The sequence below is a fragment of the Streptomyces sp. NPDC041205 genome (assembly GCF_055591765.1).
In genome coordinates this window covers 179,814-205,889 of the sequence record NZ_JBVIZH010000004.1, presented here as the reverse complement: position 1 = coordinate 205,889, position 26,076 = coordinate 179,814, and the positions used below count along the sequence as shown (strand labels likewise).

The 26,076-nt window shown below is 72.0% G+C and carries 21 protein-coding genes, 1 pseudogene and 1 riboswitch; of the genes and pseudogenes, 4 read left to right on the top strand and 18 right to left on the bottom strand.

Annotated features, from left to right (window positions below; genetic code table 11):
• Positions 1 to 48 precede the first annotated feature (48 nt).
• Positions 49 to 297, top strand: coding sequence for a hypothetical protein (locus ACZ6BG_RS20745; RefSeq protein WP_469003416.1), 249 nt, complete (start codon positions 49 to 51; stop codon positions 295 to 297).
• Between the two features lie 66 nt (positions 298 to 363).
• Here ACZ6BG_RS20745 and ACZ6BG_RS20740 read toward each other — a convergent pair whose 3' ends face one another.
• Complete coding sequence (locus ACZ6BG_RS20740) at positions 364 to 585, bottom strand: hypothetical protein (protein WP_469003415.1); 222 nt, start codon at positions 583 to 585, stop codon at positions 364 to 366.
• A 169-nt stretch (positions 586 to 754) separates the two neighbouring features.
• The gene (locus ACZ6BG_RS20735) at positions 755 to 3,529 is read right to left on the bottom strand and encodes a discoidin domain-containing protein (RefSeq protein WP_469003413.1); all 2,775 of its coding nucleotides are present in this window, start codon (positions 3,527 to 3,529) and stop codon (positions 755 to 757) included.
• Between the two features lie 260 nt (positions 3,530 to 3,789).
• Here ACZ6BG_RS20735 and ACZ6BG_RS20730 point away from each other — a divergent pair, with 260 nt between their 5' ends.
• Complete coding sequence (locus ACZ6BG_RS20730) at positions 3,790 to 6,717, top strand: ABC transporter substrate-binding protein (protein ID WP_469003410.1); 2,928 nt, start codon at positions 3,790 to 3,792, stop codon at positions 6,715 to 6,717.
• A gap of 57 nt (positions 6,718 to 6,774) precedes the next feature.
• On the opposite strand, the gene ACZ6BG_RS20725 is transcribed toward ACZ6BG_RS20730, so the two are convergent.
• The 12 genes from ACZ6BG_RS20725 to ACZ6BG_RS20670 form a co-directional block, all read right to left on the bottom strand.
• The gene (locus tag ACZ6BG_RS20725; protein WP_469003408.1) at positions 6,775 to 7,590 is read right to left on the bottom strand and encodes an enoyl-CoA hydratase; all 816 of its coding nucleotides are present in this window, start codon (positions 7,588 to 7,590) and stop codon (positions 6,775 to 6,777) included.
• Entirely contained in the window at positions 7,587 to 8,516 is a 930-nt protein-coding gene (gene mmsB, locus ACZ6BG_RS20720; RefSeq protein WP_469003406.1) for a 3-hydroxyisobutyrate dehydrogenase, read from the bottom strand. Before mmsB ends, ACZ6BG_RS20725 begins: the two co-directional genes overlap by 4 nt.
• Positions 8,513 to 9,616, bottom strand: coding sequence for an enoyl-CoA hydratase/isomerase family protein (locus tag ACZ6BG_RS20715; RefSeq protein ID WP_469003404.1), 1,104 nt, complete (start codon positions 9,614 to 9,616; stop codon positions 8,513 to 8,515). The genes mmsB and ACZ6BG_RS20715 overlap by 4 nt, the downstream gene beginning before the upstream one ends.
• Positions 9,613 to 10,761 (bottom strand): acyl-CoA dehydrogenase family protein, encoded by a 1,149-nt coding sequence (locus ACZ6BG_RS20710; RefSeq protein WP_469003402.1) that lies wholly within the window; start codon positions 10,759 to 10,761, stop codon positions 9,613 to 9,615. Before ACZ6BG_RS20710 ends, ACZ6BG_RS20715 begins: the two co-directional genes overlap by 4 nt.
• A 5-nt stretch (positions 10,762 to 10,766) precedes the next feature.
• Positions 10,767 to 12,266 carry a CoA-acylating methylmalonate-semialdehyde dehydrogenase gene (locus tag ACZ6BG_RS20705; protein ID WP_469003400.1) on the bottom strand — a complete coding sequence of 500 codons (1,500 nt, stop codon included), beginning with the start codon at positions 12,264 to 12,266 and terminating at the stop codon, positions 10,767 to 10,769.
• 211 nt (positions 12,267 to 12,477) lie between these two features.
• A riboswitch (cobalamin riboswitch) is annotated at positions 12,478 to 12,656 on the bottom strand.
• Positions 12,657 to 12,970: 314 nt separating this feature from the next.
• On the bottom strand, positions 12,971 to 13,546 hold the full coding sequence (locus tag ACZ6BG_RS20700) for a GNAT family N-acetyltransferase (protein WP_469003398.1): 576 nt from the start codon (positions 13,544 to 13,546) through the stop codon (positions 12,971 to 12,973).
• Complete coding sequence (gene tsaD / locus ACZ6BG_RS20695) at positions 13,546 to 14,610, bottom strand: tRNA (adenosine(37)-N6)-threonylcarbamoyltransferase complex transferase subunit TsaD (RefSeq protein WP_469003396.1); 1,065 nt, start codon at positions 14,608 to 14,610, stop codon at positions 13,546 to 13,548. Before tsaD ends, ACZ6BG_RS20700 begins: the two co-directional genes overlap by 1 nt.
• A gap of 361 nt (positions 14,611 to 14,971) precedes the next feature.
• Positions 14,972 to 15,865 carry a geranyl diphosphate 2-C-methyltransferase gene (locus ACZ6BG_RS20690; RefSeq protein WP_469003394.1) on the bottom strand — a complete coding sequence of 298 codons (894 nt, stop codon included), beginning with the start codon at positions 15,863 to 15,865 and terminating at the stop codon, positions 14,972 to 14,974.
• A 5-nt stretch (positions 15,866 to 15,870) separates the two neighbouring features.
• Complete coding sequence (locus ACZ6BG_RS20685) at positions 15,871 to 17,214, bottom strand: family 2 encapsulin nanocompartment cargo protein terpene cyclase (protein WP_469003392.1); 1,344 nt, start codon at positions 17,212 to 17,214, stop codon at positions 15,871 to 15,873.
• Positions 17,215 to 17,322: 108 nt separating this feature from the next.
• Positions 17,323 to 18,735 carry a family 2B encapsulin nanocompartment shell protein gene (locus ACZ6BG_RS20680; protein WP_469003390.1) on the bottom strand — a complete coding sequence of 471 codons (1,413 nt, stop codon included), beginning with the start codon at positions 18,733 to 18,735 and terminating at the stop codon, positions 17,323 to 17,325.
• Between the two features lie 623 nt (positions 18,736 to 19,358).
• The gene (locus tag ACZ6BG_RS20675) at positions 19,359 to 19,799 is read right to left on the bottom strand and encodes a hypothetical protein (protein WP_469003387.1); all 441 of its coding nucleotides are present in this window, start codon (positions 19,797 to 19,799) and stop codon (positions 19,359 to 19,361) included.
• 719 nt (positions 19,800 to 20,518) lie between these two features.
• Positions 20,519 to 21,568: an oxidoreductase gene (locus ACZ6BG_RS20670; protein WP_469003385.1), complete on the bottom strand. Its 1,050-nt coding sequence runs from the start codon at positions 21,566 to 21,568 to the stop codon at positions 20,519 to 20,521.
• A 477-nt stretch (positions 21,569 to 22,045) separates the two neighbouring features.
• Here ACZ6BG_RS20670 and ACZ6BG_RS20665 point away from each other — a divergent pair, with 477 nt between their 5' ends.
• Positions 22,046 to 22,459, top strand: a complete 414-nt coding sequence (locus ACZ6BG_RS20665) for a spore-associated protein A (protein ID WP_469004117.1) — start codon at positions 22,046 to 22,048, stop codon at positions 22,457 to 22,459.
• Between the two features lie 9 nt (positions 22,460 to 22,468).
• Here ACZ6BG_RS20665 and ACZ6BG_RS20660 read toward each other — a convergent pair.
• From ACZ6BG_RS20660 to ACZ6BG_RS20645, 4 genes and pseudogenes are all read right to left on the bottom strand, one after another.
• Positions 22,469 to 22,695: pseudogene (locus ACZ6BG_RS20660) on the bottom strand (phosphoketolase family protein); the annotation flags it as partial.
• 58 nt (positions 22,696 to 22,753) lie between these two features.
• Positions 22,754 to 23,350, bottom strand: coding sequence for a TetR/AcrR family transcriptional regulator (locus tag ACZ6BG_RS20655; RefSeq protein ID WP_469003383.1), 597 nt, complete (start codon positions 23,348 to 23,350; stop codon positions 22,754 to 22,756).
• A 23-nt stretch (positions 23,351 to 23,373) separates the two neighbouring features.
• Complete coding sequence (locus ACZ6BG_RS20650; protein WP_469003381.1) at positions 23,374 to 24,801, bottom strand: amidase; 1,428 nt, start codon at positions 24,799 to 24,801, stop codon at positions 23,374 to 23,376.
• Positions 24,788 to 25,012, bottom strand: a complete 225-nt coding sequence (locus ACZ6BG_RS20645) for a hypothetical protein (RefSeq protein ID WP_469003379.1) — start codon at positions 25,010 to 25,012, stop codon at positions 24,788 to 24,790. Before ACZ6BG_RS20645 ends, ACZ6BG_RS20650 begins: the two co-directional genes overlap by 14 nt.
• A gap of 139 nt (positions 25,013 to 25,151) precedes the next feature.
• Here ACZ6BG_RS20645 and ACZ6BG_RS20640 point away from each other — a divergent pair, with 139 nt between their 5' ends.
• Positions 25,152 to 26,066, top strand: a complete 915-nt coding sequence (locus tag ACZ6BG_RS20640; protein WP_469003377.1) for an MBL fold metallo-hydrolase — start codon at positions 25,152 to 25,154, stop codon at positions 26,064 to 26,066.
• Positions 26,067 to 26,076 lie beyond the last annotated feature (10 nt).

The window sequence follows — 26,076 nt, the reverse complement described above, 5'->3', positions numbered from 1 at the left end:
GCGGCCGCGCCGGCACCGCAGCACCCCCGAAGGAACGGAGGCAGGACCGTGAGCGAGCAGAAGCCCCCCTCGGCCGGTATGGACGGCCCGCCCGTGCCGCGGGACCTGCCCGACCAGCAGGCCACGGACCAGCGGGACCCCTGGGAGCCGGAGGATGAGGCGGCCCACAGCGGTGAAGCGCCGGACGCCGACGACGACGTGCCCGACACGGACGAGGCCGGGACCGGCAGGCGCGGCGCCCCGCACGCGCACGGCCCGGGGCCCGACCGGCCGGTGCCGGACGAGCCCTCGGGCTGAGGTGCCACGGACACGACTCCAGGCACGGACACCACTCCAGGACGGGCGGACCCGCCCCGTTCGGTGTCACAGGAGATGCGGCAGCCCCAGGTTGTTGATCAGCGGGCCCTCGATGGTGACGCCCTCGGTGATCAGGGACTCCGCGGCGGGCAGCGGCGGCAGCGGGCTCGGCGCGGGGTTCGCCGCCGCGGGAGTCGCCGCGGGGGCCGCCGTGACGGCGACGGCGGGTGTGGCGAGCGCGGTCATCGCGGCGAGCGCTCCGGCTACGAGGACGACGGAACGGCGCATGGAACCACCTTGTTTCTCTTGGGTGTTGGGCCTCCGGGACGCGTCCCGAAGATCCTGAGCGCCGACATGGCTGCCCTCGCCGACCTGCTGATATGCAGGATGTCCCTCGTACGGGCGGCGGCGGCGCGGACGCCGTGCGCGCCGCCCGCACGAGGGACCACAGACCCGGCTAGCCCACCGTGAGTTCCGCGACGCCCGGGTGCTCCTCGGCCTGCGCCGCACCGCGCACCGTCACCCGCACATAACGCGCGAGCCGCGCCTTGTCCGTGCCCTGCGCGCCTTCTGCGGCTTCCGTGCCCGACGTGCCATGCACGCCGTGCCAGTGATGGCCGTCCAGGGAGACCTCGATGTCGTACGACGCGGGCTTCACGCCGGTCCACGTCGGCGTGACCTTCTTGACGCGCACCGGCTCCCCGAGGTCCGCGGTCAGGGTGCCGGTCTTCTCGGCCGGGACCCAGGCGGTGGCGGTGTTGCCGTCGACCGCGGCGCCCGCGTACATGCCTGGCTCCTCCGACGATGCCTTGGCGGGGGTGCAGCGGGCCGCGTTGCCCGTGGGCGTGAGGTCGGGGCGGCGGGTCTTGAGGACGGCGGGGGTGCCCTCGCTGACGACCTGCTTGCCCTGCGGCGTGTCCAGGGTCATCGGCGCGCCGGAGGTGAGCCGCACCGTGGTGTGGTGGGCGCCGAGTTCGACGTCGTAGGTACGGCCCTGCCAGGTCAGTCCGCGCAGGGTGACGCCGTCGGAGAGCTGCGGGGGCAGCATCGGGTCGAGGCGCAGCCGGTCCTCCCGCATCCGCATGCCGGTCAGGCCGTTGGTGAAGATCTGCAGGAAGCCGCCCTTGCCGGTGAGGAAGTCGTGCGCGGGCGAGCCCGCCAGCGGGTCCTCCGCACCCGCCTTGTCGCCGCGTGCCTCCGAGAACTGCGCGAACGGGCCACGCACGAACGGCTTGATGGAGCGCTCCAAATAGGTGAACGTGGAGCAGCCCGGCTCGCCGATCCCGGCGGCGTCGATGGCGTGCACCGAGTCCGTCATGGCCGGGCCGTCCGGGTCGGTGCGCTGCGCGTAGTAGTCGAGCGTGGCGGCCGCGGCGCCATCGGCCATGGGCCACTCCAGGGGGTACATCAGGAGCACCGTGTCGGCCTGCTTGATCTTGCTGCCCTTGTAGCCGTCGTACTGCTCGAAGACCTTGCGTTCCTTGTCGTACGGGATGCGGATCCGGTCGGCGATCGACGTCCACTCGGCGGGGGCCTGCTGGCCGAGGAGCTTCGCGGCGCGGGTGGCGTGGCGCAGCGCGGTGGCGGCGCCCGCGTTGGTGAACACCGCGTCGTCGACACCGTTGCTGTACTCGTCGGGTCCCGCGGTGTCCTTGATGGAGTAGCTGCCGTCGGTGTTGCGGTGGACGCGGCCCGCCCAGAACTCGGCGATGCCCTTCATGACGGGCCAGCCGCGCGCCCGCAGCCACTTCGTGTCCTTGGTGGCCAGGTAGTACTGCCAGGTGGCCAGGGAGATGTCGGACTGGAGGTGGATCTGGGTGCGGCAGTGCGGCGGGTCCACGCTGTGGCACTCCTTGGCCAGGTTGCCCGAACTGCCGCTGTTCCAGGGGTAGAAGAGTCCGTCGTAGCCGAGCTTGCGGGCGTTGTCGCGGGCTCCGGCGCGGGTGCGGTAGCGGTAGTCGACGACGGACTTGGCGAGGTCGGGGCGGGTGGCGAGGAGCCCCGGGTACATCCACGTCTCGGCGTCCCAGAAGACGAGTCCCGCGTAGTTGTCGCTGGTCAGTCCGGCCGGGGCGATGCTGTTCGCCGCGCCTTTCCGCGTGCTGGACAGCAGCCCGTACTGCGCGGAGCGCACCCATGTCTGCAGTTCCCGCTGCCGCCCGGCCACCTCGATGTCGCTGCGCCACAGCCGCGCCCAGGCGGCGGTGTGGGAGCGCAGCAGGGCGTCCCAGCCGCGCTCGGCGGCGCGCCGCGAGGCGGCGGTGGCGTCCTCGCGCGGGGCACGCGAGGTCAGCGCGGTGTCGACGCCCACGAACTTCGTGAGTTCGTACGACTCTCCGCTGCGGACCGGCAGGGTGAGGGCCTGCCGGTTCGTCAGCTTCGCCGCCCGTCCCGCCCGGCGCTCCCGGGCGTCGCGCACGCCGTGCCCGGTGCGCAGCGTGGAGGCGACGGCGCCCTTGACCTTGGTGCCGTCGGTGCGGAAGGCGACGTCCATGGTCGGCCCGGAGCGCCCGTGCCGCTCGCCGCCGGTGCGGTCGCCGCCGCCGGTCTGCTGCACGCGCCGCGCGCCGCGGCCGTCGAGGACGTCGGTGACGGTCGCCTCGCCGCTCCAGTGCGGGCGCATCTTCAGCCGTACGGCGCCCACATGCGGGTTGGCGCGGTCGGCGAGGACCTCGTACGTGAGGTCGGTGCGGCGGCCGTCCGCGGCGGTCCAGGTGAGGGTGGTGGTGACGAGGCCGCAGTGCATGCTGAGGCTCTGCCGGTAGGCGGAGATGCGGCCGGGTGTCGTCGAAGAGTTGAAGGTGTCGGAGCCTTTGCCGCCGGTGGTGACGGTGAGCGGGGTCCAGGTGGGCAGTGCCGCGGCGGCCTGCCGGTTCTCGGCGGTCTGCTTGTTGTGCGCGTACAGGCCGGACACGAACGAGCCGTCGTAGCGCGGCGTGAACAGGGGCCAGCCGGTCTTGGCCTCGCTGTGCGCGTAGCCGGCGCCGTTGGGCGGCACGCGCTGCCCCAGGTAGCCGTTGCCGACGAAGGCGTGGTGGTTGTCCTTGGGATCGACGCGGGTGGAGTCGAGCGTCCAGCCGTCGCCCTGACGGCAGTCGGTGGCGGTGCGCGAGGCGGGGGCGGCGTCGGCGCGGGAGGGGGCCGTCGGAGGGACCGCGGCGACGAGCACTCCGGCGAGCAGCGCCGCGGACAGTCCGACGGCGTTCGGCCGCGATACGAGGGAGTACGTCATTGTTCTCCGTCATGGTGAGGTGAGGGTCCACGGACCATAAATTTCATGAACGAGTCACGTCAATAACTTCGGCATGACGCATCAAGTCCTGAACACCGAGCGTGGGAAACACGCCACGCGCAGCCGATCTGCCGCGCCGACCGCCGATGAGAACGGCGCCCACGGCACAACACCTCTCCAACTTCTCCACGGCACGGGTAAATTGACCTTGCCGCCCGCAGCGGGCGTGTTTCTACGGGGTGGGTGGGGTGGAGCAGGGGATGCGCGGCGCAGTCCTGGACGGGCGGTACACGCTCACGGAGCGAATAGGCGCGGGCGGCATGGGGGCGGTCTGGCGGGCCCGGGACGCCCGGCTCGACCGGGAGGTGGCCGTCAAACTGCTCGGCCTTCCGGCGGACACGTCGGCGCCGGACCGCGAGCGCATGCTGGCGCTGTTCGTGCGGGAGGCGCGGGCCGCGGCGGCACTCGACAGCACGTACATCGTGCCGGTCTTCGACCACGGTTCGGAGGGCGACATCCCCTATCTGGTGATGCCGCTCCTGAACGGACGTACGGTGACCGACCTGCTCAGGAACGGCAAGGGGCTCTCGCCGCAGCGGGTCGCCGACATCGCGGCGCAGGTGTGCCGGGCGCTCGCCGTGGCGCACCGGGCGGGCATCGTGCACCGGGACATCAAGCCCGCCAATGTGATGGTCACCGACGAGGGCACCGTGAAGGTCCTCGACTTCGGCATCGCCAAGTTCCTGGACGCGGCGACGGGAGCCGGCGGCTACCTCACCCGCACCTCCGACTCCCCCATCGGCACGCTGCACTACATGGCCCCGGAGCGGTTCGCGCACGGCGAGACCGACGGCCGCACCGATGTGTACTCGCTGGGCTGCATGGTCCACGAAATGCTGACCGGCGCCCCGCCGTTCGACGCCCCGTCGGCGGCCGCGCTGATGCACTGCCATGTGTACGAGGCCCCGGACCGGCCCTCCCTGCGGCGCCCGGGGCTCGCGCCCGCGTGGGACGACCTGGTGGGCCGGATGCTGGCGAAGGCGCCCGCCGACCGGCCGGACGCCGAGCAGGCGCGGAGCGAACTGGAGGCACGGGCGAAGGAGGCGTCCGTCGGCCTGACGAAGGCCGCACCGGCCGCGCAGGCCGCACCGGCTCCCGGCACTCCCGCCCCGGGCACGCCGACGCCCCCGGCATCGACGCCCGCCCCGCCCGCTCCCGCCAACCCGGCGCCCGCCACTTTGGCCCCCTTCGGGGCGGCGGCCCCGGCCCCTCTGGGCCAGAACGGACACCCCGTCGACTCCGGCCCCCAGTCCGTCCCCACCTCCTACCCCCTCCCCCCGCCGAGACCGACCGCGCCGCCCCCGCAGTGGCCCGCCCCGCTCGCCCACCAGGGTCCGGCGCCCGCCGGGCGGCCGTGGTGGCGCAACTGGTGGGTCCCGGGCGGTGCGGCCGTGGCGGTCGCCGCGCTCGTCGCGACGCTCGCCATCACCAACCCGTTCGACGGGGCGAAGGACGACTCGGGCACGGGGACGTCCGGGGGCACGTCGGACCGTCCCAAGCCCGGACCCAAGGGCGACACCGTGGCCGAGAGGGCCAAGACCGAGACGCTGGTCCTGGGCACGGCGGACGACTCCGAGGGCCCGGCGCCCGCCGTCGCGGGGGCCCGCAAGGGCGGCAAGGTCACCGTCCTGGAACCGGCCGACCTCACCACCGTCGACCCCGGCAAGATGTGGTCCGGCACCGACAGGATCGTGTCCCGTCTGGTCCACCGCAGCCTGACGGGCCTCAAGACGCTGCCCGACGGCAGGGTCAAGCTCGTCGGCGACCTGGCCACCGACGGCGGCCGCGTCTCGTCGGGCGGCCGGACCTGGACGTTCACGCTCAAGCCCGGACTGACGTACAACGACGGGACTCCGGTCGCGGCGAAGGATTTCGTGAACGCCATCGAGCGCACGCTCGACCCGTCGTTCGCCATCGGCGACCGGACCCTGCGCAACTGGCTGCTCGGCCCCAAGGGGGCGGACGGCATCACCGGCGAGCGCACCCTGCCGCCGGGCACCATCGAGACGCCCGACGACCGCACCATCGTCTTCCACCTGGAGAGCGCCCGGCCGGACTTCAACGTCGCGCTCGCCAGTCCCAGCGGCGCACCGGTGCCCGACCGGGTGAAGGACACCTCGACGGGCTCGCCGACGGTGCCGTCCACCGGCCCGTACGAGGTGAGCACCTTCACCGGCGCGAAGGACGTCGTCCTGAGCCGCAACTCCGAGTGGAAGGCGGACAGCGACCCGCTGCGGACCGCCTACCCGGACAGCTACCACATCGAGGGCGGGCTCTCCGTGGAGGACGTCAAGTCCCGCACGGTGGGCGCGGGTTCGGGCGAGGCGATCATGTCGTTCACCGGCTCCCTCGGCAAGGACGGGCTCGGCAAGACCCCCGGCGGCGCGGGGCGTCTGTCCGCGCCGTCGCCCTTCATCCACGCGTACCAGATCAACACCCGCCGGGTGAAGGACATCAAGGTCCGCAAGGCCATCGCCACGGCACTGCCCGCCGCGGACGTCCTGGCGGCCAGCGGCGAGGACGGCACGGTCCACCACAACCTGCTGCCGCCCGGCGTGCGCGGCGCCCGCCCCTTCGACCTGTACGGGGCCGGGGAGCGCGGCGACCCGGCCAAGGCCCGCGCGCTGCTCAAGGACGCGGACGAGAGCGGGTTCAAGCTCACCCTCGGCCACGCGGACGCCACGGACGCCGAGCGGGCCCAGGTGATCAAGACGGCGCTCGACCGGGCCGGTTTCCGGGTCAAGCTGCAGAAGGACGACACGACGGACTACTACAAGAACGCGGGCAGGGGGAAGTACGACCTGTTCCGGCTGCCCGTGGGCGCCGGGATGCCCGTCGGCTCCGCGACCCTGCCGGAGTACTTCGACGGCAAGTACACCTACCCCACCTCGTCGAACTACTCGCGTCTGAAGAACTCCGCCGTCGACTCGGCGATCGACGCGGCCGGTTCGGCGCAGTCGCTGAGCGCCGCGGGCGAGCTGTGGTCGACGGTCGACCGCCGGGTGATGGAGCAGGCCGCGGCCGTGCCGGTGTACGTGCCGATGCGCACGTTCCTGTACTCCAAGGCGCTGCACGGGCTCCAGATCGACCTCGACGGCGTGTCGCCGCTCAACGCGTACGTGCGCTGAGCGGCGGCCTGCCCCGGACGCGGCGCCCGTGGGCGGGCGCCGTGCTCCGTCTCAGTTCTAGCGGTGGGTGAACTGCGGCTTGCGCTTCTCCGTGAAGGCGGTCATGCCCTCCTTCTGGTCCGCCGTCGCGAACACCGCGTGGAACAGCCGCCGTTCGAAGCGGACGCCTTCGCTGAGGGTCGTCTCGAAGGAGCGGTTGACCGACTCCTTGGCCATCATGGCGACCGGCAGGGACATGCCCGCCACCGTCTCCGCGACGGTCAGCGCCTCGGCGAGGAGTTCGTCGGCCGGGACGACCCGGGAGACGAGTCCGGCGCGCTCGGCCTCCTCGGCGTCCATCGTGCGGCCGGTCAGACACAGCTCCATGGCCTTGGCCTTGCCGACGGCGCGGGTCAGGCGCTGCGAGCCGCCGATGCCGGGGATGACGCCCAGCTTGATCTCCGGCTGGCCGAAGACGGCCGTGTCGGCGGCGAGCAGGATGTCGCAGAGCATGGCCAGCTCGCAGCCGCCGCCGAGGGCGTAGCCGGAGACGGCGGCGAGCGTCGGGGTGCGCACCTGGCCGAGCCGGTCCCAGGCGGTGAACCAGTCGCTCAGGTACATGTCCAGGTAGTTCTGCGGGCTCATCTCCTTGATGTCGGCGCCCGCGGCGAACGCCTTCGCGGAGCCGGTCAGGACGATGCAGCCGACCTCCGGGTCCCGGTCGAGGGCCTCGGCGGCGGCGACGACCTCCCGCATCACCTGGAGGTTCAGGGCGTTGAGGGCCTTGGGGCGGTTCAGGGTGAGCAGCGCCACCCTGCCCTTGCGTTCCACGAGGATCGTCTCGTACGAGTCCGTGGCGGCCGGGGAGTCCGTGGTGGCCGTGGGGTCGGTCATGATCGCTGGTTCCTCTTGTCGTCGGCGAGTTGCTGTCCGGAGCGTTCCCTGATGGCCCGGACGATCCCGGAGAAGTCCTCGGCCGCTCCCCCGCCCTCGGCGAAGGCGGCGTACAGCTCGGCGGCGCGCAGGCCCAGTTCGGCGTCGACGCCGCCCGCGCGCACGGCGTTCGCGGCGAGGCCGAGGTCCTTGGCCATCAGGGGCGCGGCGAAGCCCGGGCGGTAGTCCCGGTTGGCGGGCGAGCCCGGGACCGGTCCCGGCACCGGGCAGTTGACGCTCAGCGCCCAGCACTGGCCGGACGCGGTGGACGCCACGTCGTACAGCGCCTGGTGGGAGAGGCCGAGGCTCTCGCCGAGGACGAAGGCCTCGCTGACGGCGATCATCGAGACGCCGAGGATCATGTTGTTGCAGATCTTCGCGGCCTGTCCGGCGCCCGCCGCGCCGCAGTGCACGGCCTTCTTGCCCATCGCGGCGAGCAGCGGCTCGGCCCGCGCGAACCCGGCCTCGTCACCGCCGACCATGAACGTGAGCGTGCCCGCCTCGGCGCCCATGACGCCACCGGAGACGGGGGCGTCCACGGCCAGGTGCCCGGCAGCGACGGCCGCTTCGTGGGCGGCCCGCGCGTCGGCGACGTCGATCGTGGAGCAGTCGACGAAGAGGGTGCCGGGCCGGGCGGCCGCGAGCAGCCCCTCGTCCCCGTAGAGGGCGAGGACGTGGCGGCCCGCGGGCAGCATCGTGAGGACGATGTCCGCGTCGGCGGCGGCCGCCACGGCCGAGGGGGCGGCCTCGACGCCCGCGGCGACGGCGGCGTCCACGGCGTCCGGTACCAGGTCGTGGCCGACGACCCGGTATCCGGCCTTGACGAGGTTGGCGGCCATCGGGCCGCCCATGTGGCCGAGGCCGACGAAGGCGATGACGGGGCTCACCAGGGCACCTCCTGCGGGGAGCGGTCGGCGGCGAGGGCGAGTTCGCGCGCGCCGAGCGGGGCGAAGTAGCGGGCCACGTCGTCGTCGGTGACGTCGGCGAGGGTGGCCGGGGACCAGTGCGGGTCACGGTCCTTGTCGACGACTTGGGCGCGGATGCCCTCCACGAGGTCGGCGGAGGCGAGGGCCGCGCACGACACCCGGTACTCCTGCTCCAGGACCCGTTCCAGCGGGCCGAGTTGCCGGGCCCGGCGCAGCGAGGAGAGCGTGACCTTCAGGGCGGTCGGCGACTTGGTGTGCAGGGTCTCGGCGGCCTCCTTGGCGGCCTGCGCGCCGTGGTTCTGCAGCCGGTCGACGATCTCCTCGACGCCGTGCGCCGGGTAGCAGGCGTCGATCCACTCGCGCTGGTCGCCGAGGACGCCGGGCGGCGCTTCGGCGACGTACCGGGCGAGGACCTCGCGTACCGGATCGGACGCGAGGTCCGCGACGAGGCGCGGCAGCAGGTCGGAGGGTACGAAGTGGTCGGCGAGCCCGCACAGGAGCGTGTCGCCGGCGCCCAGTTGCTGGCCGGTCAGGGCCAGATGGGTGCCGAGCTCGCCGGGGGCGAGGCCGAGCAGATAGGTGCCGCCGACGTCGGGGACGAAGCCGATGCCCGTCTCGGGCATGGCGATCCGGGAGCGCTCGGTGACGACACGGACGCCGCCGTGCGCGGAGACGCCGACGCCGCCGCCCATGACGATGCCGTCCATCACGGCGACGTACGGCTTCGGGTAGCGCGCGATGCGGGCGTTGAGGTGGTACTCGTCGCGCCAGAAGTCCGCGGAGGCGCTGCCGCCGGTGCGGGCGTCTTCGTAGATGGCGCGGATGTCGCCGCCCGCGCACAGGCCGCGCTCTCCCGCGCCGGTGAGCACGACCGTCTCGACGGCCGGGTCGTGCTCCCAGGCGGCGAGGGCCGCGTCGATGCGGCGGACCATGGCGTGGGTGAGGGCGTTCAGGGCCCGGGGCCGGTTGAGGACGATGTACCCGGCGCGGCCCTCGGTGCGCAGCAGCACGGAGTCGTCGGGCTCCGGGGCGGCGGGCTGCGCGGCGGCGGTGGGCGTCATCGCAGCGCCCCCGTCAGACCGCGGGCGACGATCAGGCGCATGATCTCGTTGGTTCCTTCCAGGATGCGGTGGACGCGCAGGTCGCGCACGAGTTTCTCGATGCCGTACTCGGTCAGGTAGCCGTAGCCGCCGTGCAGTTGCAGGGCGCGGTCGGCGACCGAGTGGCCGGTGTCGGTGGCGAACTGCTTGGCCATGGCGCACAGTTGGGGCGCCTGCGGGTCGCCCGCGTCGAGGGCCTGGGCGGCCTGGCGGACCAGGGCGCGGGCCGCGGTCAGCTCGGTCGCCATGTCGGCGAGCTTGAACTGGAGCGCCTGCGCGTCCAGGAGCCGCGCCCCGAACGCCTCGCGGTCGGCGAGGTGGCCGAGGCTGCGGTCGAGGGCGCTGCGGGCGCCGCCGAGCGAGCAGGCGGCGATGCCGAGGCGGCCGCCGTTGAGGCCGTTCATGGCGATGCGGAAGCCGTTGCCCTCGCCGCCGAGCAGCCGGTCCGCGGACAGCCGCACCCCGTCGAGGATCACCTGCCGGGTGGGCTGGGCGTTCCAGCCCATCTTCTGCTCGTTCGGGCCGAAGGACAGGCCGGGGTCGTCGCGCTCGACGACGAACGCGGAGACGCCGCCCGGACCGCTGTCGCCCGTGCGGGCCATCACGATGTACACGTGCGAGGCACCGGCGCCGGAGATGAACTGCTTGACGCCGGTCAGGACGTAGCTGTCGCCGTCGCGCTCGGCGCGGGTGCTGAGCGCGGCGGCGTCGGAGCCCGCGCCGGGCTCGGTGAGGCAGTAGCTGCCGAGCCAGTCCATGGACGTCAACGACCCGAGCCAGCGGGCGCGCTGGGCCTCGTCGCCGTACCGGTCGATCATCCAGGCGACCATGTTGTGGATGGAGAGATAGCCCGCGATGGACGGGCAGCCGGAGGCGAGGGCCTCGAAGACGAGGACGCCGTCGGCGCGGGTGAGCCCGGAGCCGCCCGCGTCCTCGGCGACGTACATCCCGCCGAGGCCGAGGTCCGCGGCCTTGCGCAGCACCTCCACCGGGAAGTGCTTCTCCTGGTCCCAGGCGAGGGCGTGCGGGGCGAGGTGCTCCTGGGCGAAGTCGAGGGTGGTCTCGACGATGGCGAGCTGGTCCTCGGTGAGCAGTGCGCTGGTCATGGCGGTCACCGCATCGTCGGGATGGTGAAGCTCGCGCCCTCCTTGGCCCCGGAGGGCCAGCGCGAGGTGACGGTCTTGGTGCGGGTGTAGAAGCGGATGGAGTCGGGTCCGTGCTGGTTGAGGTCGCCGAAGCCGGAGCGCTTCCAGCCGCCGAAGGTGTGGTACGCGACGGGGACCGGGATGGGGACGTTGACGCCGACCATGCCGGTGTCGACGCGGCGGGTGAAGTCGCGGGCGGTGTCGCCGTCGCGGGTGAAGAGCGCGACGCCGTTGCCGTAGGGGTGCTCGGTGGGCAGCCGCAGCGCCTCTTCGTAGTCGGCGGCGCGTACGACGGACAGGACCGGGCCGAAGATCTCCTCCTGGTAGATCCGCATGTCCGGGGTGACCCGGTCGAAGAGCGAGGCGCCCGCGAAGAAGCCGCCCTCGTGCCCGGCCAGGGTGAAGTTGCGGCCGTCGACGACGAGTTCGGCGCCCTCCTCGACGCCGAGGTCGACGTAGGAGCGGACGCGGTCGAGGGCGTCGCGGCTCACCAGCGGGCCGAAGTCGGCCTCGGGGTCGTCGGAGCGGCCGATCCGCAGCTCGCCGATGCGGTCCTTGAGGCGGGCCACGAGGGCGTCGGCGGTGGCCTCGCCGACCGGCACGGCCACGGAGATCGCCATGCAGCGCTCGCCCGCGGAGCCGTACCCCGCGCCGATCAGCGCGTCCACGGCCTGGTCGAGGTCCGCGTCCGGCATCACGATCATGTGGTTCTTGGCGCCGCCGAAGCACTGGGCGCGCTTGCCGTGGGCGGCGGCGGTGGCGTAGATGTGCGCGGCGATCGGCGTGGAGCCGACGAAGCCGAGCGCCTCGACGCGCGGGTCCTCAAGGAGGGTGTCGACGGCCTCCTTGCCGCCGTTGACGACGTTGAGGACGCCCGGCGGCAGGCCCGCCTCCAGGAAGAGCTCGGCGAGCCGCAGCGGCACGGACGGGTCGCGCTCGGAGGGCTTCAGGACGAAGGCGTTGCCGCAGGCGATGGCGGGGGCGGCCTTCCAGAGGGGGATCATCGCCGGGAAGTTGAACGGCGTGATGCCGGCGACGACACCGATGGGGCGGCGCAGCGAGTGCACGTCGATGCCGGTCCCCGCGTTGTCGGTGAACTCGCCCTTGAGCAGGTGCGGAATGCCCGCGGCGAACTCCACGACCTCCAGGCCGCGCTGGAGGTCGCCGTGCGCGTCGGCGACGGTCTTGCCGTGCTCGGCCGACAACAGCCTTGCCAACGCGTCGCGTTCGCCCTCGACGATCCGCAGGAACCGCATCAGGACGCGGGCGCGGCGCTGCGGGTTCCACTCGCCCCACTCGCGCTGCGCCTCGGCCGCGTCGGTGATGGCCGCCTCGGTCTCCGCGCGGTTCGCGAGCGGGACGCGGGCCTGTATCTCGCCGGTGTTCGGGTCGTACACGTCGGCGAGCGCGCCCGATGTTCCCGGGATGTGCTTGCCGCCGATGAAGTGGGTCAGTTCACGGACCATGGGAGCCTGCTCTTTCGTCAGGTGGGATCCGGGGACGGGCGCGTCCGACCGGCCGTCGGCGGCGTGCGCGGGCAGGCCGGAGTGACGGACGGAAAGGGGACGCGAACGGCCAGGGGGCCGTCAGACAGCGGGGGTTGTCGCTCGCATCGGCGGATCACCGGGGTCGTGGGTGCGCACCGGGGCCATGCGTGTCTGCTCCATCCTCGTGGACAACACGGATCACCCCACGGCCGGTATCCTGACTCCCGGATCAGCGTCCGTTCTCCCGCCTTCCCAACGGACTTCTCCGTCAGTGGCGTTGTCTCACGCGAGAACGCACTCCCCGGTCACAGTGGCGGGACCGCGCCGGATTCACACCGGCTTCCCTGCACCGCGGGCTTCGTCACGAACATATACTTGGACTTCCTAGTAAGTCCACAGCCGACGGGTTCCCACTTGCCGCGGGAACCCCCTATCCGGCTCCTACCGGGGTGCTACGCCCCCAGTTCCGTACGCACGACCCCGGCCAGCCCCGCCAGCGCGGACGCCAGGTCAGCCGCGGCCGCTCCGCCGCCCTGCGCCACCTCGTCCGAGCCCCCGCCCCGCCCGCCGAGCAGCCGCTGGTTCTCGCGGTCGGCGGCCTTGAGCCGGTCGAAGGGGTTACGGGGACTGGGGACTGGCGGGGACTCGGGAGTGCGGGCTGCCGGGGCTGGGCTGCTGGGGGACTACGCGGGCGGGAAGGTGTCGGGGCGCGCGGGGTGGCGCGGGCCGAGGAAGACGGCCGTGCCGTATCCGTTCGGCCCGGCAGGGGTGACCTGTCGCCAGCCGAGCCGCTGGTAGAAGCGGACGGTGGCGTCGGCCTTGACGGACGTGAGCAACCAGCAGCGGCCGCCGGGCGCGTCGCGCGTGACCTCTTCGAGGAGCCTGCGGCCGAGGCCGAGGCCGTGCGCGCCGGGCATGACGGCGAGTTCGTCGACCTCCAGGCCGCCGCACAGCCACGCGGCCGTGCGCTCGGCGCCGAGCGCGGCGCTGACGCGCGGATAGGAACGCGTGGCGGGCAGCGGGGTCCCGGTCGTCCAGGCGGTGGCGAAACCGAGCACCCGGTCGCCGTCGAGGGCCACCGCGCCCGTGAAGCCGGGACGGTCCAGGTCACCCGCGAGGCGTTCCAGGTAGACGTCGGCCTCGGCGGGGTCGGAGTTCCACGGCGGCTCGGCGAACGCCGCGGCGTAGACCTGCCGGATGCCGTCGCGGTGGGTGAGCAGGTCGGGGCCCGGCAGGCGGTGTATGAGGGCGTCGGTCATCAGGCGGCCCTCGCGAGCGTCGCCGTGGGGTGCAGCGCCGCGTGCTCCAGCGGCGCCGACGGATCGATCGACACGTCCAGGGGAGCCGGTTCGGCGCCCGCGCGGACCAGCAGGTCACCGACGGCGGCGATCATCGCGCCGTTGTCGGTGCACAGGCCGAGCGGCGGGACGCGCAGGGTGATCCCGGCGGCCCGGCAGCGCTCCTCGGCGAGGGCCCGCACCCGGGAGTTGGCGGCGACACCGCCGACCACGACGAGGGTGTCCACGCCGTGCGCGGCGCAAGCGGCGACGGCCTTGCGGGTCAGGACGTCGGCGATGGCTTCCTGCAGCGCGGCGGCGCCGTCGGCGACCGGCAGGTCGCCGTCCGCGTGGCCTTCGGCCCAGCGCGCGGCGGCCGTCTTCAGGCCGGAGAAGGAGAAGGCGTACGGATCGTCGCCGGGGCCGGTCAGCGGGCGCGGGAACGCCACGGCGTCCGCGGTGCCGGACCGCGCCGCCCGGTCGACGGCGGGGCCGCCCGGGTAGGGCAGCCCGAAGACGCGGGCGACCTTGTCGAAGCACTCGCCCGCCGCGTCGTCCAGGGTGTCGCCGAGATGGGCGATCGGATCGCGGGCCAGGTCCCGGACGAGCAGGAGCGAGGTGTGGCCGCCGGAGACGATCAGGACGACGCACGGGTCGGGCAGCGGGCCGTGCTCCAGGGTGTCGGCGGCGACGTGCCCGGCGAGGTGGTGCACTCCGTACAGCGGTACGTCCAGGGCGTAGGCGAGGGACTTCGCCCCGGCGAGGCCGACCTGGAGGGCGCCGGACAGGCCGGGGCCCGTCGTCACGGCGACCGCGCCGATGTCGCCGAGGCCGAGGCCCGCCGTGTCCAGGGCGCGGCGGACGACCGGTGTCAGCGCGTGCACGTGGGCGCGGGCGGCGATCTCGGGGACGACGCCGCCGTAGCGGGCGTGCTCGTCCATGCTCGACGCGACCGCGTGCCCGAGCAGCCGTCCGTCGCGGACGAGGCCGGCGCCGGTCTCGTCGCAGGACGACTCGATTCCGAGCACGATCCGAGGGGCGGCCATGACTGTTCTCCCGACGCCGTTCGATTTTGCGCTTTCTTTCCGCGCCTACCGCCTTCCCATAGTAGTTGCGACAGATGTGCAATACGCCTCAGTCGTTCGGCCGCCGCTCTCCCCTCCCCCGCCGGCCCGGGATGCGCCTCCCCCCTCGATCGCGGGGTAGGCACGAAGGTGCTGCAGTTCTCGTCGACGGCGAGGCGGCGGCCGAACGGCGCCATCGCGTGCGGTCCCGTGCTGAACGTCTCGGTGCGCGCGGCGTGTTCGGCCCGCGAACCGCCGTACCCGCCGGTCATGCCCCGGCAGGGCACAACCGGCGGGTACGGGCCCGCCCGGTCAGCGGATGGCCGGATCGGACCCGGTCAGATCAGACCCGGTCGGCCGCGATGAGGAGGTACTGGAACGACCCGTCCTTGTAGGAGTTGATGAACGCGTCCTCGATGCCCGTGACCAGCGAGGACGTGGCCCGCAGCTCCCAGTAGGGGAGGGTGTCGGGGGTGAGGTCGACGACGGCCTGCGGCACGAGGCGATGGTCGGCCATGGCGCGCATGTACTCACGGCGCGAGTGGATGTTGCACTCGAAGTGCGCGTTGATCTGGGAGACCCACTTCGAGGGCTGGCCGTACCGCGGGTTCCAGCAGCCGGTGATGGTCACATAGCGGCCGCCGACCTTCAGGATGCGGGAGTGTTCGGCGAACAGGTCCTGCAGGTCGACGTACATGCTCGACTCGTTGTTCCACGACGCCGCGGCCTGCCCGGTCTCGAAGGGCGTGGCGAGCATGTTGCAGACACGGGCGCGGACGTGGTCCTCAATGCGGAGTTCGCGGGCGCGCCGGTTGGCGAACTCGGCCTGCTTGGCCGACAGCGTGACTCCCTCGACCCGGCATCCGAAGCGCTGGTGCGCCATCACCATCGAGCCCCCGCGGCCGCAGCCCGCGTCCACCAGCGTGTCCTCGTGCCCGATGTCGCCGAGGTGCCCCAGGAGGACTTCGGCCTGCGCCGACTCCAGCCGGTGGAGCTCGGCGATCAGTTTCTTCTCGTACTCGCTGTCCTGGGGGTCGCCGAGGGCGGTGTCGTCGACGTCGCCGATGCCGTAGTGGTGGTGGTAGAGACCGTCGACATCGCCGAGACGCAGGTTCACGGGCCTGGCCTCCCCGTCCCAGTAGCGGGCGATGTCCCCCTGGTAGGGCGTCGCCGGGCCGGGGATGCGCACAGGGGCGTCGGTGGCGGTGAATTCGGTGCTGGTCACAGATGAGTCCATTCTTCCTACCAGAAGTCGGGCAGGCTGTAGCGATAGGTGTTGGTCTGGTGCCAGTGGTGGTTGCCGTCGACCCACGCGGCCACGCCCCGCAGGAAGCGCTGCACACTCGGGACCGGGCAGTCGGCCGCCAGGGCGGCGGCGTGGGACTCGAAGTCGTGCATGAGCTCGTTGTGGACCTCGACCGACTTCAGATAGGCGTCCCGGTCGGAGAGGCCCTCACGTTCGGCGATCACGACGGGCAGGTTCAGGTGCCGGCCGGGAGCGTCGAGTTCCTTGGTGTACGAGTACAGGTCGTTCACGATGGTCGTCGCGTTTCCCGCGAGTGCGATGACCTTCTGCATGGCGGCCTGGGCGTGCAGGTCCATCGGCAGTTCGTAGCCGCCGACGGTGTCGGTGATGGTGGGGCAGGGTCGGAAGTTGTTGAACTGGCGCATCGCCAGGTACTCCCAGACCTCGGGGACGTGGTCCATCTGGGCCCAGGCGGCTTCGGCGAGGTACCCCATGTGCAGCCGGGCCATGTCGTGCCGGAACCGGTCGGCCTGGGAGGGGCTGGCCGCTTGGACGAAGTACTCCATGGCGGAGCGGTAGGCCCGCCGGGGCGCGTCCTCGTGCAGCGACTTCGCCCAGTGCGGCTGGTACTCCCGCGTCGTGTGCAGGGGGTCCAGGGCGGTGTGCGCAAGAAGCAGGCGCTGGCCGAGGCCGTCGGGCGAGCCCCCGTGGTCCTCGCAGTAACAGTCGTCCACCGCGTTCTCGGCCACCATCAGGCGGGTGGCGACCATCAGGTGGTCGACGGTGGGCGCGTCCGGATGGCAGCCGACCATGTAGCGGCCCACGGAGAAGCCGTCGAACTCCTCCGCCCAGTCCTCGGGGTACAGGGCGACCTCGTCCAACGCCCAGGACTTGATCCTGCGGCTGACCTCCTCGACCCGCACCGGGTCGGGCTCGGGCACCGGGTGGTGGTAGAGGCCCGGGATCGGCCTGCCTTCCGCCGTGGCCGCCGGCGGCTCCGACGGCGACTGCGGTGTCGGGGGCTGCTCCCGCAGGATCAGGCGCAGACCCGCCGTGCCCAGGCCGCTGGGGCCCCGCAGGATCCGTTCGAGGTCGGCGCTCGGGGGCGGCACCTCGGCTGCCGGGGCCTCGATGGCGGACGGGCCGAGTGCGGAGACCGCAGCCGGGCCGGGTACGGAGACCGCAGCCGGAGCGGGCAAGGAAGGTGCGCAGGGTGGGCCGCCGGTGGCGCTCTTGATGTCGCAGGCACGGGCCGCGGCGTCAGTGAGTACATGCGCCCCGAAGTGAGAAGCGGCCTCTGGCAGGCTCGACCGCGGAGGTGTCAGCTCAGGCGAGGGCATCCAATTCTCCTTGGTGGGGTGGGGGGTTGTCCCGGGGCCGGACTTCGGGCATGCGCGACCGCCCCGGAGGGTCCGGGGTGTCCCGCCCTGCTGTGCCGACCGGGTCCGCTACCTGGGCCAGCGGGCGATCTGCACGTTCTCCAGCACACCCACCGCGTCCGGCACGAGGATCGCGGCGGAGTAGTAGGTGCTGACGAGGTAGGACGTGATCGCCTTCTCGTCGAGGCCCATGAAGCGGACCGACAGACCCGGTTCGTACTCGTCCGGCAGACCGGTCTGATGCAGACCGATGACGCCCTGGTTCTCCTCGCCGGTACGCATGCAGAGGATCGAGCTGGTCTTCTCCTTCGTGATGGGGATCTTGTTGCAGGGGAGGATCGGGACCCCGCGCCAGGCCGGGACCTGCTGGCCGCCCAGGTCGACGTTGTCCGGGCAGAGCCCGCGCGCGTTGAACTCACGCCCGATCGCCGCGATCGCCTTGGGGTGCGCGAGATAGAACTTCGAGCCGCGACGGCGGCAGAGCAGTTCGTCCATGTCGTCCGGGGTCGGCGGGCCGGAGTGCGGCTGGAGGCGCTGCTTGAAGTCGGCGTTGTGCAGCAGGCCGAACTCCCGGTTGTTGATCAGCTCGTGCTCCTGGCGCTCGCGCAGCGCCTCGATGGTGAGCCTGAGTTGCTCCTTGGTCTGGTTCATCGGCCCGTTGTAGAGGTCGGCGACCCTTGTGTGGATCCGCAGAATGGTCTGCGCGACCGAGAGTTCGTACTCGCGCGGCTTCTCTTCGTAGTCGACGAACGCTCCGGGCAGTTCATGCTCGCCGGTGTGGCCGGCCGACATCGCGATCTCCGCCTCGCCGCGGTGGTTCTGCCGCCGACGGGACAGCGATGTGAACGCTTCGAGATGGCTCTGGAGGCCCGGCGCCGCGGACACCACGGCCGCGAACTCGGCGCGTGACAGGCTCAGCAGGGTGCCCGAGGTCTCCGCGGTGGCGGTCTGCTCCCACCGGGCGTCCTCGTCCAGCAGCGCGGTCTCTCCGAAGTGGTCGCCATCGGCGAGTACGTCCAGAGCGAGCTCGTCGCCGTAAGGGCCCACCGTGGTCTGGCTGATGCGGCCGTGGGCGATCAGGTGCAGCCGGTCGGCCGGCGTCCCCCGCTCCACCAGCGTCTCGCCGATCCGGAAGTCGCGCTGGACGCATCGATCGGCGAGGGCCGTCAGCACCTCCACGTCGTCGAAGCCGCGCAGCAGGGCCAGTTCACCGAGCTCGCGGGGGATCACCCGGACGTCGCCGCCGTCCTGAATGAACTCCACGGTCCCGTCGCCGACGGTGTAGCTCAGGCGACGGTTCACCCGGTAGGCCCCGCCCTTGGTCTCCACCCAGGGGAGCATCCGCAGCAGCCAGCGAGAGGTGATCTCCTGCATCTGCGGCGCGGACTTGGTCGTATGGGCGAGGTTGCGGGCGGCCGCCGTGCCCAGGCTGGATCGCCGGGGCGGTTCCGGCCGTGCTTCCAGGCGCGAGTCAACAGTCATCGGGCGAGCTCTCCTTGGTCAGGGCAGTGACGCGCGCATACGGGCGTCACTGGTCAACAGGAGCGAAAGAGGGGCAAATAACATGTAATCAGTCCAGATCCCGAGGAACACTAATCGCCGCCTCGCCCCGCGGGCCAAGGAAGTCGTCGACATTAACTCGATACGATGATCGCGCCCGCGCGATGTTTGCCCGGACACCGACGGGACTCATCCAGAATCGACAGCACGTCCGGTCAAGCGCGACTCCCCCGGCCGGCCGGACTGGGCGGCCGTGGCGTTCGCACGATGTCCGCCAGGCCCACCGTCCTCGAAGCGGGCCCGGCCCGGTCGGCGCACGGAGCCGTGGTGTGGCAACGCCGAACACGATGAGCCGAGCCGTGCAGCCACGCATGACCGCAGCCTCGGCCTGCGGACAGCGGGTCCGGCTTGCGGCGGGGACGGCCTACCCGGCCGTGGATCGGTGGGATCGCCTCGAGCAGCGGGGCCCAACCAGCGGACCTTGGTGGTGGTGAACTGCCCGGGGCAAGGGGATGAAGCGGTCGGCCGCCTTGCAGTAGGCGGCGGGATCGTCGGCGAGCGAACAGTCGATACCTGCGCGTCTTTTCAGAGAAGCGTCGCGCGTCTCAATCTTGCTCGTCGCGGCGTGTCCGAACGATGGGAGCCGACTTGAGTGACGACGTCGAACCCGCCCGTAGCACGCTGACCGCTCCCAGGACCGCGAGCACACAGCCGAGGGCTGCGAGGTACGCGCCAGGGCCCGGGTCCCAGTAGACCTTCTCGGCTCCAAATGGTGTGTCATCCTCCACGCCTGCGACTCCGGCGTAGAACAAGAGCGCCAGGAAGAAGGCCATGCCGATGGATGACACGATGACCGCGACGGCCCAGAATTTTCCGCGTGGCCGTATGTAACAGATGAAGCCGACCACGATGAGCGCCAAGCCGTACAGCAGGTACATACGGAGGAAGTCGGAATCTATCATCCTGACGGTCAAGTAGTCCTTACGGAGTTCAAAGAACGTGAGCTGCGAACCGATGACGAGAAGCACGCCGGCGACAGCCACCATCCAGCCGCCAGGGCTCGGGGGCGCCTTCGGCTCTGCGTTCTCATCGACCCACAAGGGCCAGCCCACGGGTGGCGGCGGCCAATTCGGGTCGGGACGCCAACCCGGTGGGGCGACCCATCCCGGCGGCGGCGGTGGCCAACCCGGTGGCGCGTTGAAGCGCATAATTCCCCCCCCAAGGGCAGCGCACAGGCTGTTCTGCTGGGGTGCCTCACGGCACCTCCCCAGGGGCCCGCGACGGTTAAGTCTCGCAGCCGCGTTCGACGCAGGGAAGATGCGGAGCAGAATAGGGTGCAGAAATCGACAGAATGACGACGTAAAAGGATTCGCAAAGATCGAATGTGCGGAACTTGGCAAAGGTTCGACATATTCTGTCATGCTCGTTCTTTTCACTGTGCCCGTGGGCCCCAGAACGTGCACCCGCGCACTCCTACCCCCCCATTCCTCTCGAGCTTCTTGGCCTCATGTTCTTTGGCGAGATCGGCGGGCCTGAGCACAGCATTTTTGGCCCGGACGGCGTTCCTCGATCAGGTGAATCTCGTTCCGCAGCTCTGGCGTCAGAATCGCGGCCTTTCACGACGGTCGGGATGACGGCCCCGTACCCCCCGCTCGCGCGCCTCCACCGGCCTCGGCTTCAAGCTGCCGGAAGATCGCGAAGGAGAACCGTGAGGCCAGAGAAGGTGACCGAGCCGAATTCCTGAACCCGCAGCCACAACAGTCCGTCAAGGGTGACGGATGACGAGACGAGCCGCTGTGCCGTGCTCCCCGACGGCCCAGCACCCCGCTCCGGGCCGACAGTTGACTCCCAACAGGCGGGTTCGGTCGAACAGCGTCCAGGACCTTCCGCTGTCGGTGCTCACATCGCTGCCGTTGGGGCCGACCGCGACAGCGGTGTGCGCGCCGCCGGGAACCCAGGCCACGCTGTTGCGGAACCCACCGGGCGCGTCGCCGAGCGACCAGGACGCGCCGCCGTCGGCAGTGGAGGCAGTCGCACCCGAATCGATCCCGTTGTCCGGATCGAAATCCCCACCGACGGCCAGCCCGTGCCGGGGGTCCCGGAAGGACAGCGAGGCGATGCTGGCCGTCTCGCCGGGGATCGGGGTGTCGGCGGCACTCCATGTCTTGCCGCCGTCACCGGTGTGGAACACCTGAGGGTTGTGACCGGTTCCGCCGCGGGTGCCGGTCGTGCCGAACCAGGCGTGGCGCCGGTCGTGCGCGACCATGCACGTGCCGGTCGCCAAGGCACCGTCGTCGGGTGTCGCGGCAGGCATTCCGTCAGCCGGTGCCGGGCGCCACGTCGAGCCGCCGTCCTCGGTTTGCAGAATGGGGAACTTGCCGCCGACGGGGTCACTGACCGCGAGGCCGTGGCGGTCGTCGAAGAACGCCATGCAGTCGTAGAAGGCGTTCGGCACCGAGTTGCGGAACACCAGTTGCCAGGTGGCCCCGCCGTCCGCCGTGCGATAGATCCGCGAAGGTTCGTCACCTCTGGGAAGCGTGAGGACGAGGGCGTGATCACGGTCGAACGCCTCGACGTCGCGGAACTTCTCGACGACCCCACCCGGCGGGGTGACGTTTCGCCAGGAACGTCCGCCGTCCACCGTCCGCACCACGGCCCCGTCGTCGGTGGCACCCCGGAATCCGCCACCGACGGCCCACACCACCTCCCGGTCCACCACGTCGACCGTGATCAGCGTGTTGCTTGTGGCGGTCGGCGTGAAGCGCCAGGACGGCAGGTCGACCTGTCCAGCCGCCGGAACCGAATCGGCGGTCACCCCAGGGGTAATCAGGGCGACCGCGAGTCCGAGCACCACGAATATCCGGGCCGCGATCCCACGCACACCAAGTCGCATTCCAAGAAGACTGGATCGCCACAGCGAAGACGACCATCCCCGTAACAGGCCATTTCTGAGAAGCGAGTTGGGGGCATCTCAGCGGCCAGGACCTCTGCCACGCCCGGATCCCCCGCACCGCGGTCGGAAGGAGTACGCCAATCGCGGGCGGGGCTCCGACGGAAGGCGGCGCCCGACCCACCGTTCGGCGTGCGACGGGGGCCGCTGTGCGCCCTGGTGCCGGGCTGCCGCGGTGCCGGGGACGAGGAGGCCCGGGGCGCAACTGGCACGGGCTTCGACCGTGTCCTTGCAGGCAAGAGCGCCATCGGGTGAGCCGTCGACAAGAGGTGACGGCGCATCAGGTAACGCATGGGGAACCAACGTCAGGGAGCAGGCGTGGAACGCAGGGGATACCTCCGCATGGCGGGGACCGCGGTGGCACTGACAGCAGGGGGCGTCATGGCCACGGCCACCGGGGCGGCAGCGGCCCCGGCCAAAGCCGCGGCTGCGTACAACAAGGCGTGCGGTACCGGCTACAACGTCGTGAACCAGATCGACATCGAGAAGGTGGGGACGTCCTACCTGACCTACAACTCCGCGACCGGGAAGAACTGCGCCGTGACCATCCGCAGCAGGCCGGGTCCCGCCGTCCACATGTACGCCTGGGTCCAGCGGGACGACACCAGGGACTACGCCGATGACGACGGCTACTACCGGTCGTACGCGGGCCCGGTCCATATCGATGCCAGAGGCGCCTGCGTCTCCTGGGGCGGCGTGGTCGCCGGTGAGTCAGCCGACAGGAGCGGCACCAACTGCGGCCGGATGACCCGGTGAGACGCACCGGACGGACCGCACCGCCAGGCCGGGTACGCGGTCGATGACGTACATGACGAGGCGGTAGCGGTCGAGGGCGTTGCGTACGACCATGCCGAAAGGCGTGGTGGCGCCTTCCTTCTTGTAGCCGCCTTGTAGCCGCGCACACGCAGGTTCGCGTGCCCGGCCTCGCTGCCCGCCCAGCCCCAGATCCCGGCGCCCCGCGCGCAGTGGCCGCGGACCTCCTCGAGGGTGAGTCAGCGGACGGCGCGGCCAGCAAGTTCATCCTCCCCCGCTGAGCAGAGAACGCCGGGTTCAGTCCGACAGCCCGTCCAGTGCCCGCTCCACCAGCTCACGCGCGTACGCCGCGGAGAGGCCCTCCGGGCGGAACAGGATGCGGTACATGATCGGCGCGACGACGTGGTCCATGACGGCCTCGCGTGCCGGAGCATCGGCCTCACCGCCTTCGCCGCCCGCACCGTTCTCGCCGCGCTCGCGGGCCCGGTCGAGGACGAGGTCGACCTGGGCGGCGGCGTAGGCGGAGCACTGGCCCGCGTTGCCGCCGTCCGGGTCGCCGAGGAGCGCGTCACGGATGTAGGCGCGGCCCGCGGTGGAGGACATCTCGTCGAGGAACTGCTCCGCCCAGGCCGTCAGGTCGGCGCGCAGGCCGCCGTGGTCCGCCGGTTCCGTGTCCGGGCGCAGCCGCTCCACGGCGACGTCCGACAGGAGTTCCTGGAGGTCGCCCCAGCGGCGGTAGATCGTCGACGGGGTGACCCCGGCCCTGGCCGCGACCAGCGGCACGGTCAGGGCCGCGCGGCCCCGCTCGGTCTCCAGTTCGCGCACGGCGGCGTGCACGGACGCCTGCACACGGGCGCTGCGGCCGCCGGGGCGGGCCATGGGCTTGGGGCTCATATCGGTCACCTTAACGCTAAGTTCTAGCTTCTAGGCGGGAGCGGGGCCTCCGGGGGCGTCGGTCCCGCCGCCGCGGGGGTGGCCACGTCCGGAGCGAGGCGCCCCGTGTCCGCCCGCGTCGCCTCGTACGCCCGCCCCACGCGCAGCACCGTCGGCTCCCCCAGCGGCCGCCCGACGATCTGCATGCCGATGGGCAGCCCGGCCCGGTCCTGCCCGACGGGCACGGTCAGGGCGGGCACGCCGGTGATGTTGGCGGGCGCGGACAGCCGCACATAGCTGTCGGACACGCTCTCCACGCTCCCGTCGGCCCACGCCACGGAGTGTTGCCCCGCGGGCGCGGCGGTCAGCGGCACGGTGGGGGCGGCGACGACGTCGACGGCGTCCAGCATCCGTGCCCAGGCGCGCCGCATCAGGGTCCGGGCGCGCTGGGCGCGCAAGTAGTCGCCGGCGAGGAGCAGTTCGCCCGCTTCGAGGAGTACGCGTACGTCGGGGGCGTACAGCTCGGGCGTCGCCCGGAGGGTCCGTTCGTGGTACGAGCTGGCCTCGGGCACCATCAGGCCCCACTGGACCGCCTGTATGTAGCGGGTCATGGGGATCTCCACGTCGACCAGTTCGGCCCCGAGGTCGCGCAGGCGGTCGATGGCGTTCCGTACGGCGGACTCCACGTCGGGGGCGACCCGGTCGAAGTAGTAGTTCCGCGGGACGCCGACGCGCAGGCCGGTCAAGTCACCCTCGCAGTGCGGGAGGTGGTCCTGGCCGGGAAGGTCGCCGCCGGCCAGGGCGGCGAGGACGAGGGCCGCGTCCTCGGCGGTGCGCGTGAGGGGGCCGACGTGGTCGAGGGACCAGGACAGCGAGGTCACGCCGTGCCGGGGCACCAGGCCGTACGTCGGCTTGAGTCCGACGACGCCGTTGAGGGCTGCGGGGACCCGGATGGAGCCGCCGGTGTCGGTGCCGAGCGCGAAGGTCGCCTCACCGGCCGCGACGGCGACGGCCGAGCCGCCGCTGGAGCCGCCCGCGACCCGCTCGGCGTCCCAGGCGTTCCGTGTCTGCGGGGTCGTCAGGCCGTAGGCGAACTCGTGGGTGTGGGTCTTGCCGAGCAACACCGCGCCCGCGTCGGCGAGGCGGGTGGCGACGGCGCTGTCCGCGTCCGCGACGTGGTCGGCGCGGACGGACGAACTGGCGGTCGTGGGCTGCCCCTTGACGTCGATGAGGTCCTTGAGTCCCATCGGGATGCCGTGCAGCGGGCCCCGGGGGCGGCCCGCGGCGATCTCGCGCGCGGCCGCCGCGGCCGCGGCGCGCGCCTCGTCGGGCCGCACGGTCACGAACGCGTGCAGCCGGTCCTCGACGGCTTCGACGCGCTCCAGCACGGAGTCGGCGAGTTCGACGGGCGACAGTTCCCCGGCGCGGATCGCGGCCGCCGCCGCGGCGAGGGTCAGCTCATACGGCCGCATCGGGCACCTCCGACCCCACGGTGTGGGCGGAGGCGGGCGGCACATCGCCGAAGTCCAGTTCGCGCAGGGTGGCGACGACGGCCTGGATGTGGTTCGCGGTGGCGGTCACGGCGTCCAGGCGCTCGCCGTCCAGGGGGAGCCCGGCGCGGCGGGCCCACTGGGCGGCTTCCTGGGGGGTGAGGTCTTCGGGCGCGGGGGCTTCGGGGGGCATGGGTTCCTCCGGGTGTGGGGCGGGGCCCTTCCGGGCGCCGCAAAAGCTAACCACTTGCGTTAGTGGACCGTAACCCCTAGCGTCACTTAACGCAAAGGGATTGCCTTTAGCGATCCGCCGCCCGCCCGAAAGGCCCGTCATGCCCCCACTGCCCCCCGCCGCCTGGAACCTCGGCGGCATCGTCGCCCACCGCGTCGACGAGGTGGCCCTCCCGCCCGAAACGGGCCCCTGGCTGCTGCCCGACGCCACCCCGGACGTCGTCACCGGCACACCCTGGCTGCACCCCGACTTCGCCGACGACACGGGCACGCTCCGCCTCAGCAGCCACAGCTTTGCGATCACCCTCGGCGGCCGCCGCGTGCTCGTCGACACAGGCATCGGCAACGGCAAGGAGCGCGCCAACCCGGCCTGGCACGACCTCGACACCGACTACCTGGACCGCCTGACCCGCGCCGGATTCGCGCCCGACTCCGTCGACCTGGTCGTCCTCACCCATCTGCACGCCGACCACGTCGGCTGGAACACCCGCCTGGACGGCGGCAGTTGGGTGCCCACCTTCCCCAACGCCCGCCACCTCACGACCCGTACGGAGTGGGACCACTGGGCGGCGGCCGACATGGAGGCGCCCCGGCGCCAGATGTTCCGCGACTCCGTCCACCCCGTCCGGGACGCGGGCCTGTTCGACCTGATCGACGTCTCGGCGGGGCCGGTCGAGGTCGCGCCGGGCCTGCGCCTCCTGCCCGCCCCCGGGCACACCCCCGGCCAGGTCGCCGTCGAACTGCGCGGCGACGACCGGACCGCCCTGATCACCGGCGACGCCGTCCACCACCCCGTCCAGCTGGCCCGGCCCGGCATCGGCTCCTGCGTGGACATCGACCCCGCCCTCGCCGAGCGCACCCGGCGCGCACTGCTCGCCTCGGTGGCGGACACGGACACCCTGCTGCTCGGCAGCCACTTCGCCGCACCGACGGCAGGACGGGTCGCCACCCAGGACGGCACACCCCTCCCGAACCCGGCGTTCCGCTTCAACTCCACATTGGCCCAGATCTATTGACGAAAGGTCT

Coding starts and splice junctions, on each gene's coding strand:
- ACZ6BG_RS20740 (WP_469003415.1), bottom strand. CDS start 585: ATGCGCCGTTCCGTCGTCCTCGTAGCCGGAGCGCTCGCCGCGATGACC.
- ACZ6BG_RS20710 (WP_469003402.1), bottom strand. CDS start 10,761: ATGACCAGCGCACTGCTCACCGAGGACCAGCTCGCCATCGTCGAGACC.
- ACZ6BG_RS20665 (WP_469004117.1), top strand. CDS start 22,046: ATGGCGGGGACCGCGGTGGCACTGACAGCAGGGGGCGTCATGGCCACG.
- ACZ6BG_RS20680 (WP_469003390.1), bottom strand. CDS start 18,735: ATGACTGTTGACTCGCGCCTGGAAGCACGGCCGGAACCGCCCCGGCGA.
- ACZ6BG_RS20675 (WP_469003387.1), bottom strand. CDS start 19,799: ATGGTGGCTGTCGCCGGCGTGCTTCTCGTCATCGGTTCGCAGCTCACG.
- ACZ6BG_RS20735 (WP_469003413.1), bottom strand. CDS start 3,529: ATGACGTACTCCCTCGTATCGCGGCCGAACGCCGTCGGACTGTCCGCG.
- tsaD (WP_469003396.1), bottom strand. CDS start 14,610: ATGGCCGCCCCTCGGATCGTGCTCGGAATCGAGTCGTCCTGCGACGAG.
- ACZ6BG_RS20730 (WP_469003410.1), top strand. CDS start 3,790: ATGCGCGGCGCAGTCCTGGACGGGCGGTACACGCTCACGGAGCGAATA.
- ACZ6BG_RS20650 (WP_469003381.1), bottom strand. CDS start 24,801: ATGCGGCCGTATGAGCTGACCCTCGCCGCGGCGGCGGCCGCGATCCGC.
- ACZ6BG_RS20705 (WP_469003400.1), bottom strand. CDS start 12,266: ATGGTCCGTGAACTGACCCACTTCATCGGCGGCAAGCACATCCCGGGA.
- ACZ6BG_RS20715 (WP_469003404.1), bottom strand. CDS start 9,616: ATGACGCCCACCGCCGCCGCGCAGCCCGCCGCCCCGGAGCCCGACGAC.
- ACZ6BG_RS20700 (WP_469003398.1), bottom strand. CDS start 13,546: ATGACCGACGCCCTCATACACCGCCTGCCGGGCCCCGACCTGCTCACC.
- ACZ6BG_RS20655 (WP_469003383.1), bottom strand. CDS start 23,350: ATGAGCCCCAAGCCCATGGCCCGCCCCGGCGGCCGCAGCGCCCGTGTG.
- ACZ6BG_RS20690 (WP_469003394.1), bottom strand. CDS start 15,865: ATGGACTCATCTGTGACCAGCACCGAATTCACCGCCACCGACGCCCCT.
- ACZ6BG_RS20645 (WP_469003379.1), bottom strand. CDS start 25,012: ATGCCCCCCGAAGCCCCCGCGCCCGAAGACCTCACCCCCCAGGAAGCC.
- ACZ6BG_RS20685 (WP_469003392.1), bottom strand. CDS start 17,214: ATGCCCTCGCCTGAGCTGACACCTCCGCGGTCGAGCCTGCCAGAGGCC.
- ACZ6BG_RS20725 (WP_469003408.1), bottom strand. CDS start 7,590: ATGACCGACCCCACGGCCACCACGGACTCCCCGGCCGCCACGGACTCG.
- ACZ6BG_RS20640 (WP_469003377.1), top strand. CDS start 25,152: ATGCCCCCACTGCCCCCCGCCGCCTGGAACCTCGGCGGCATCGTCGCC.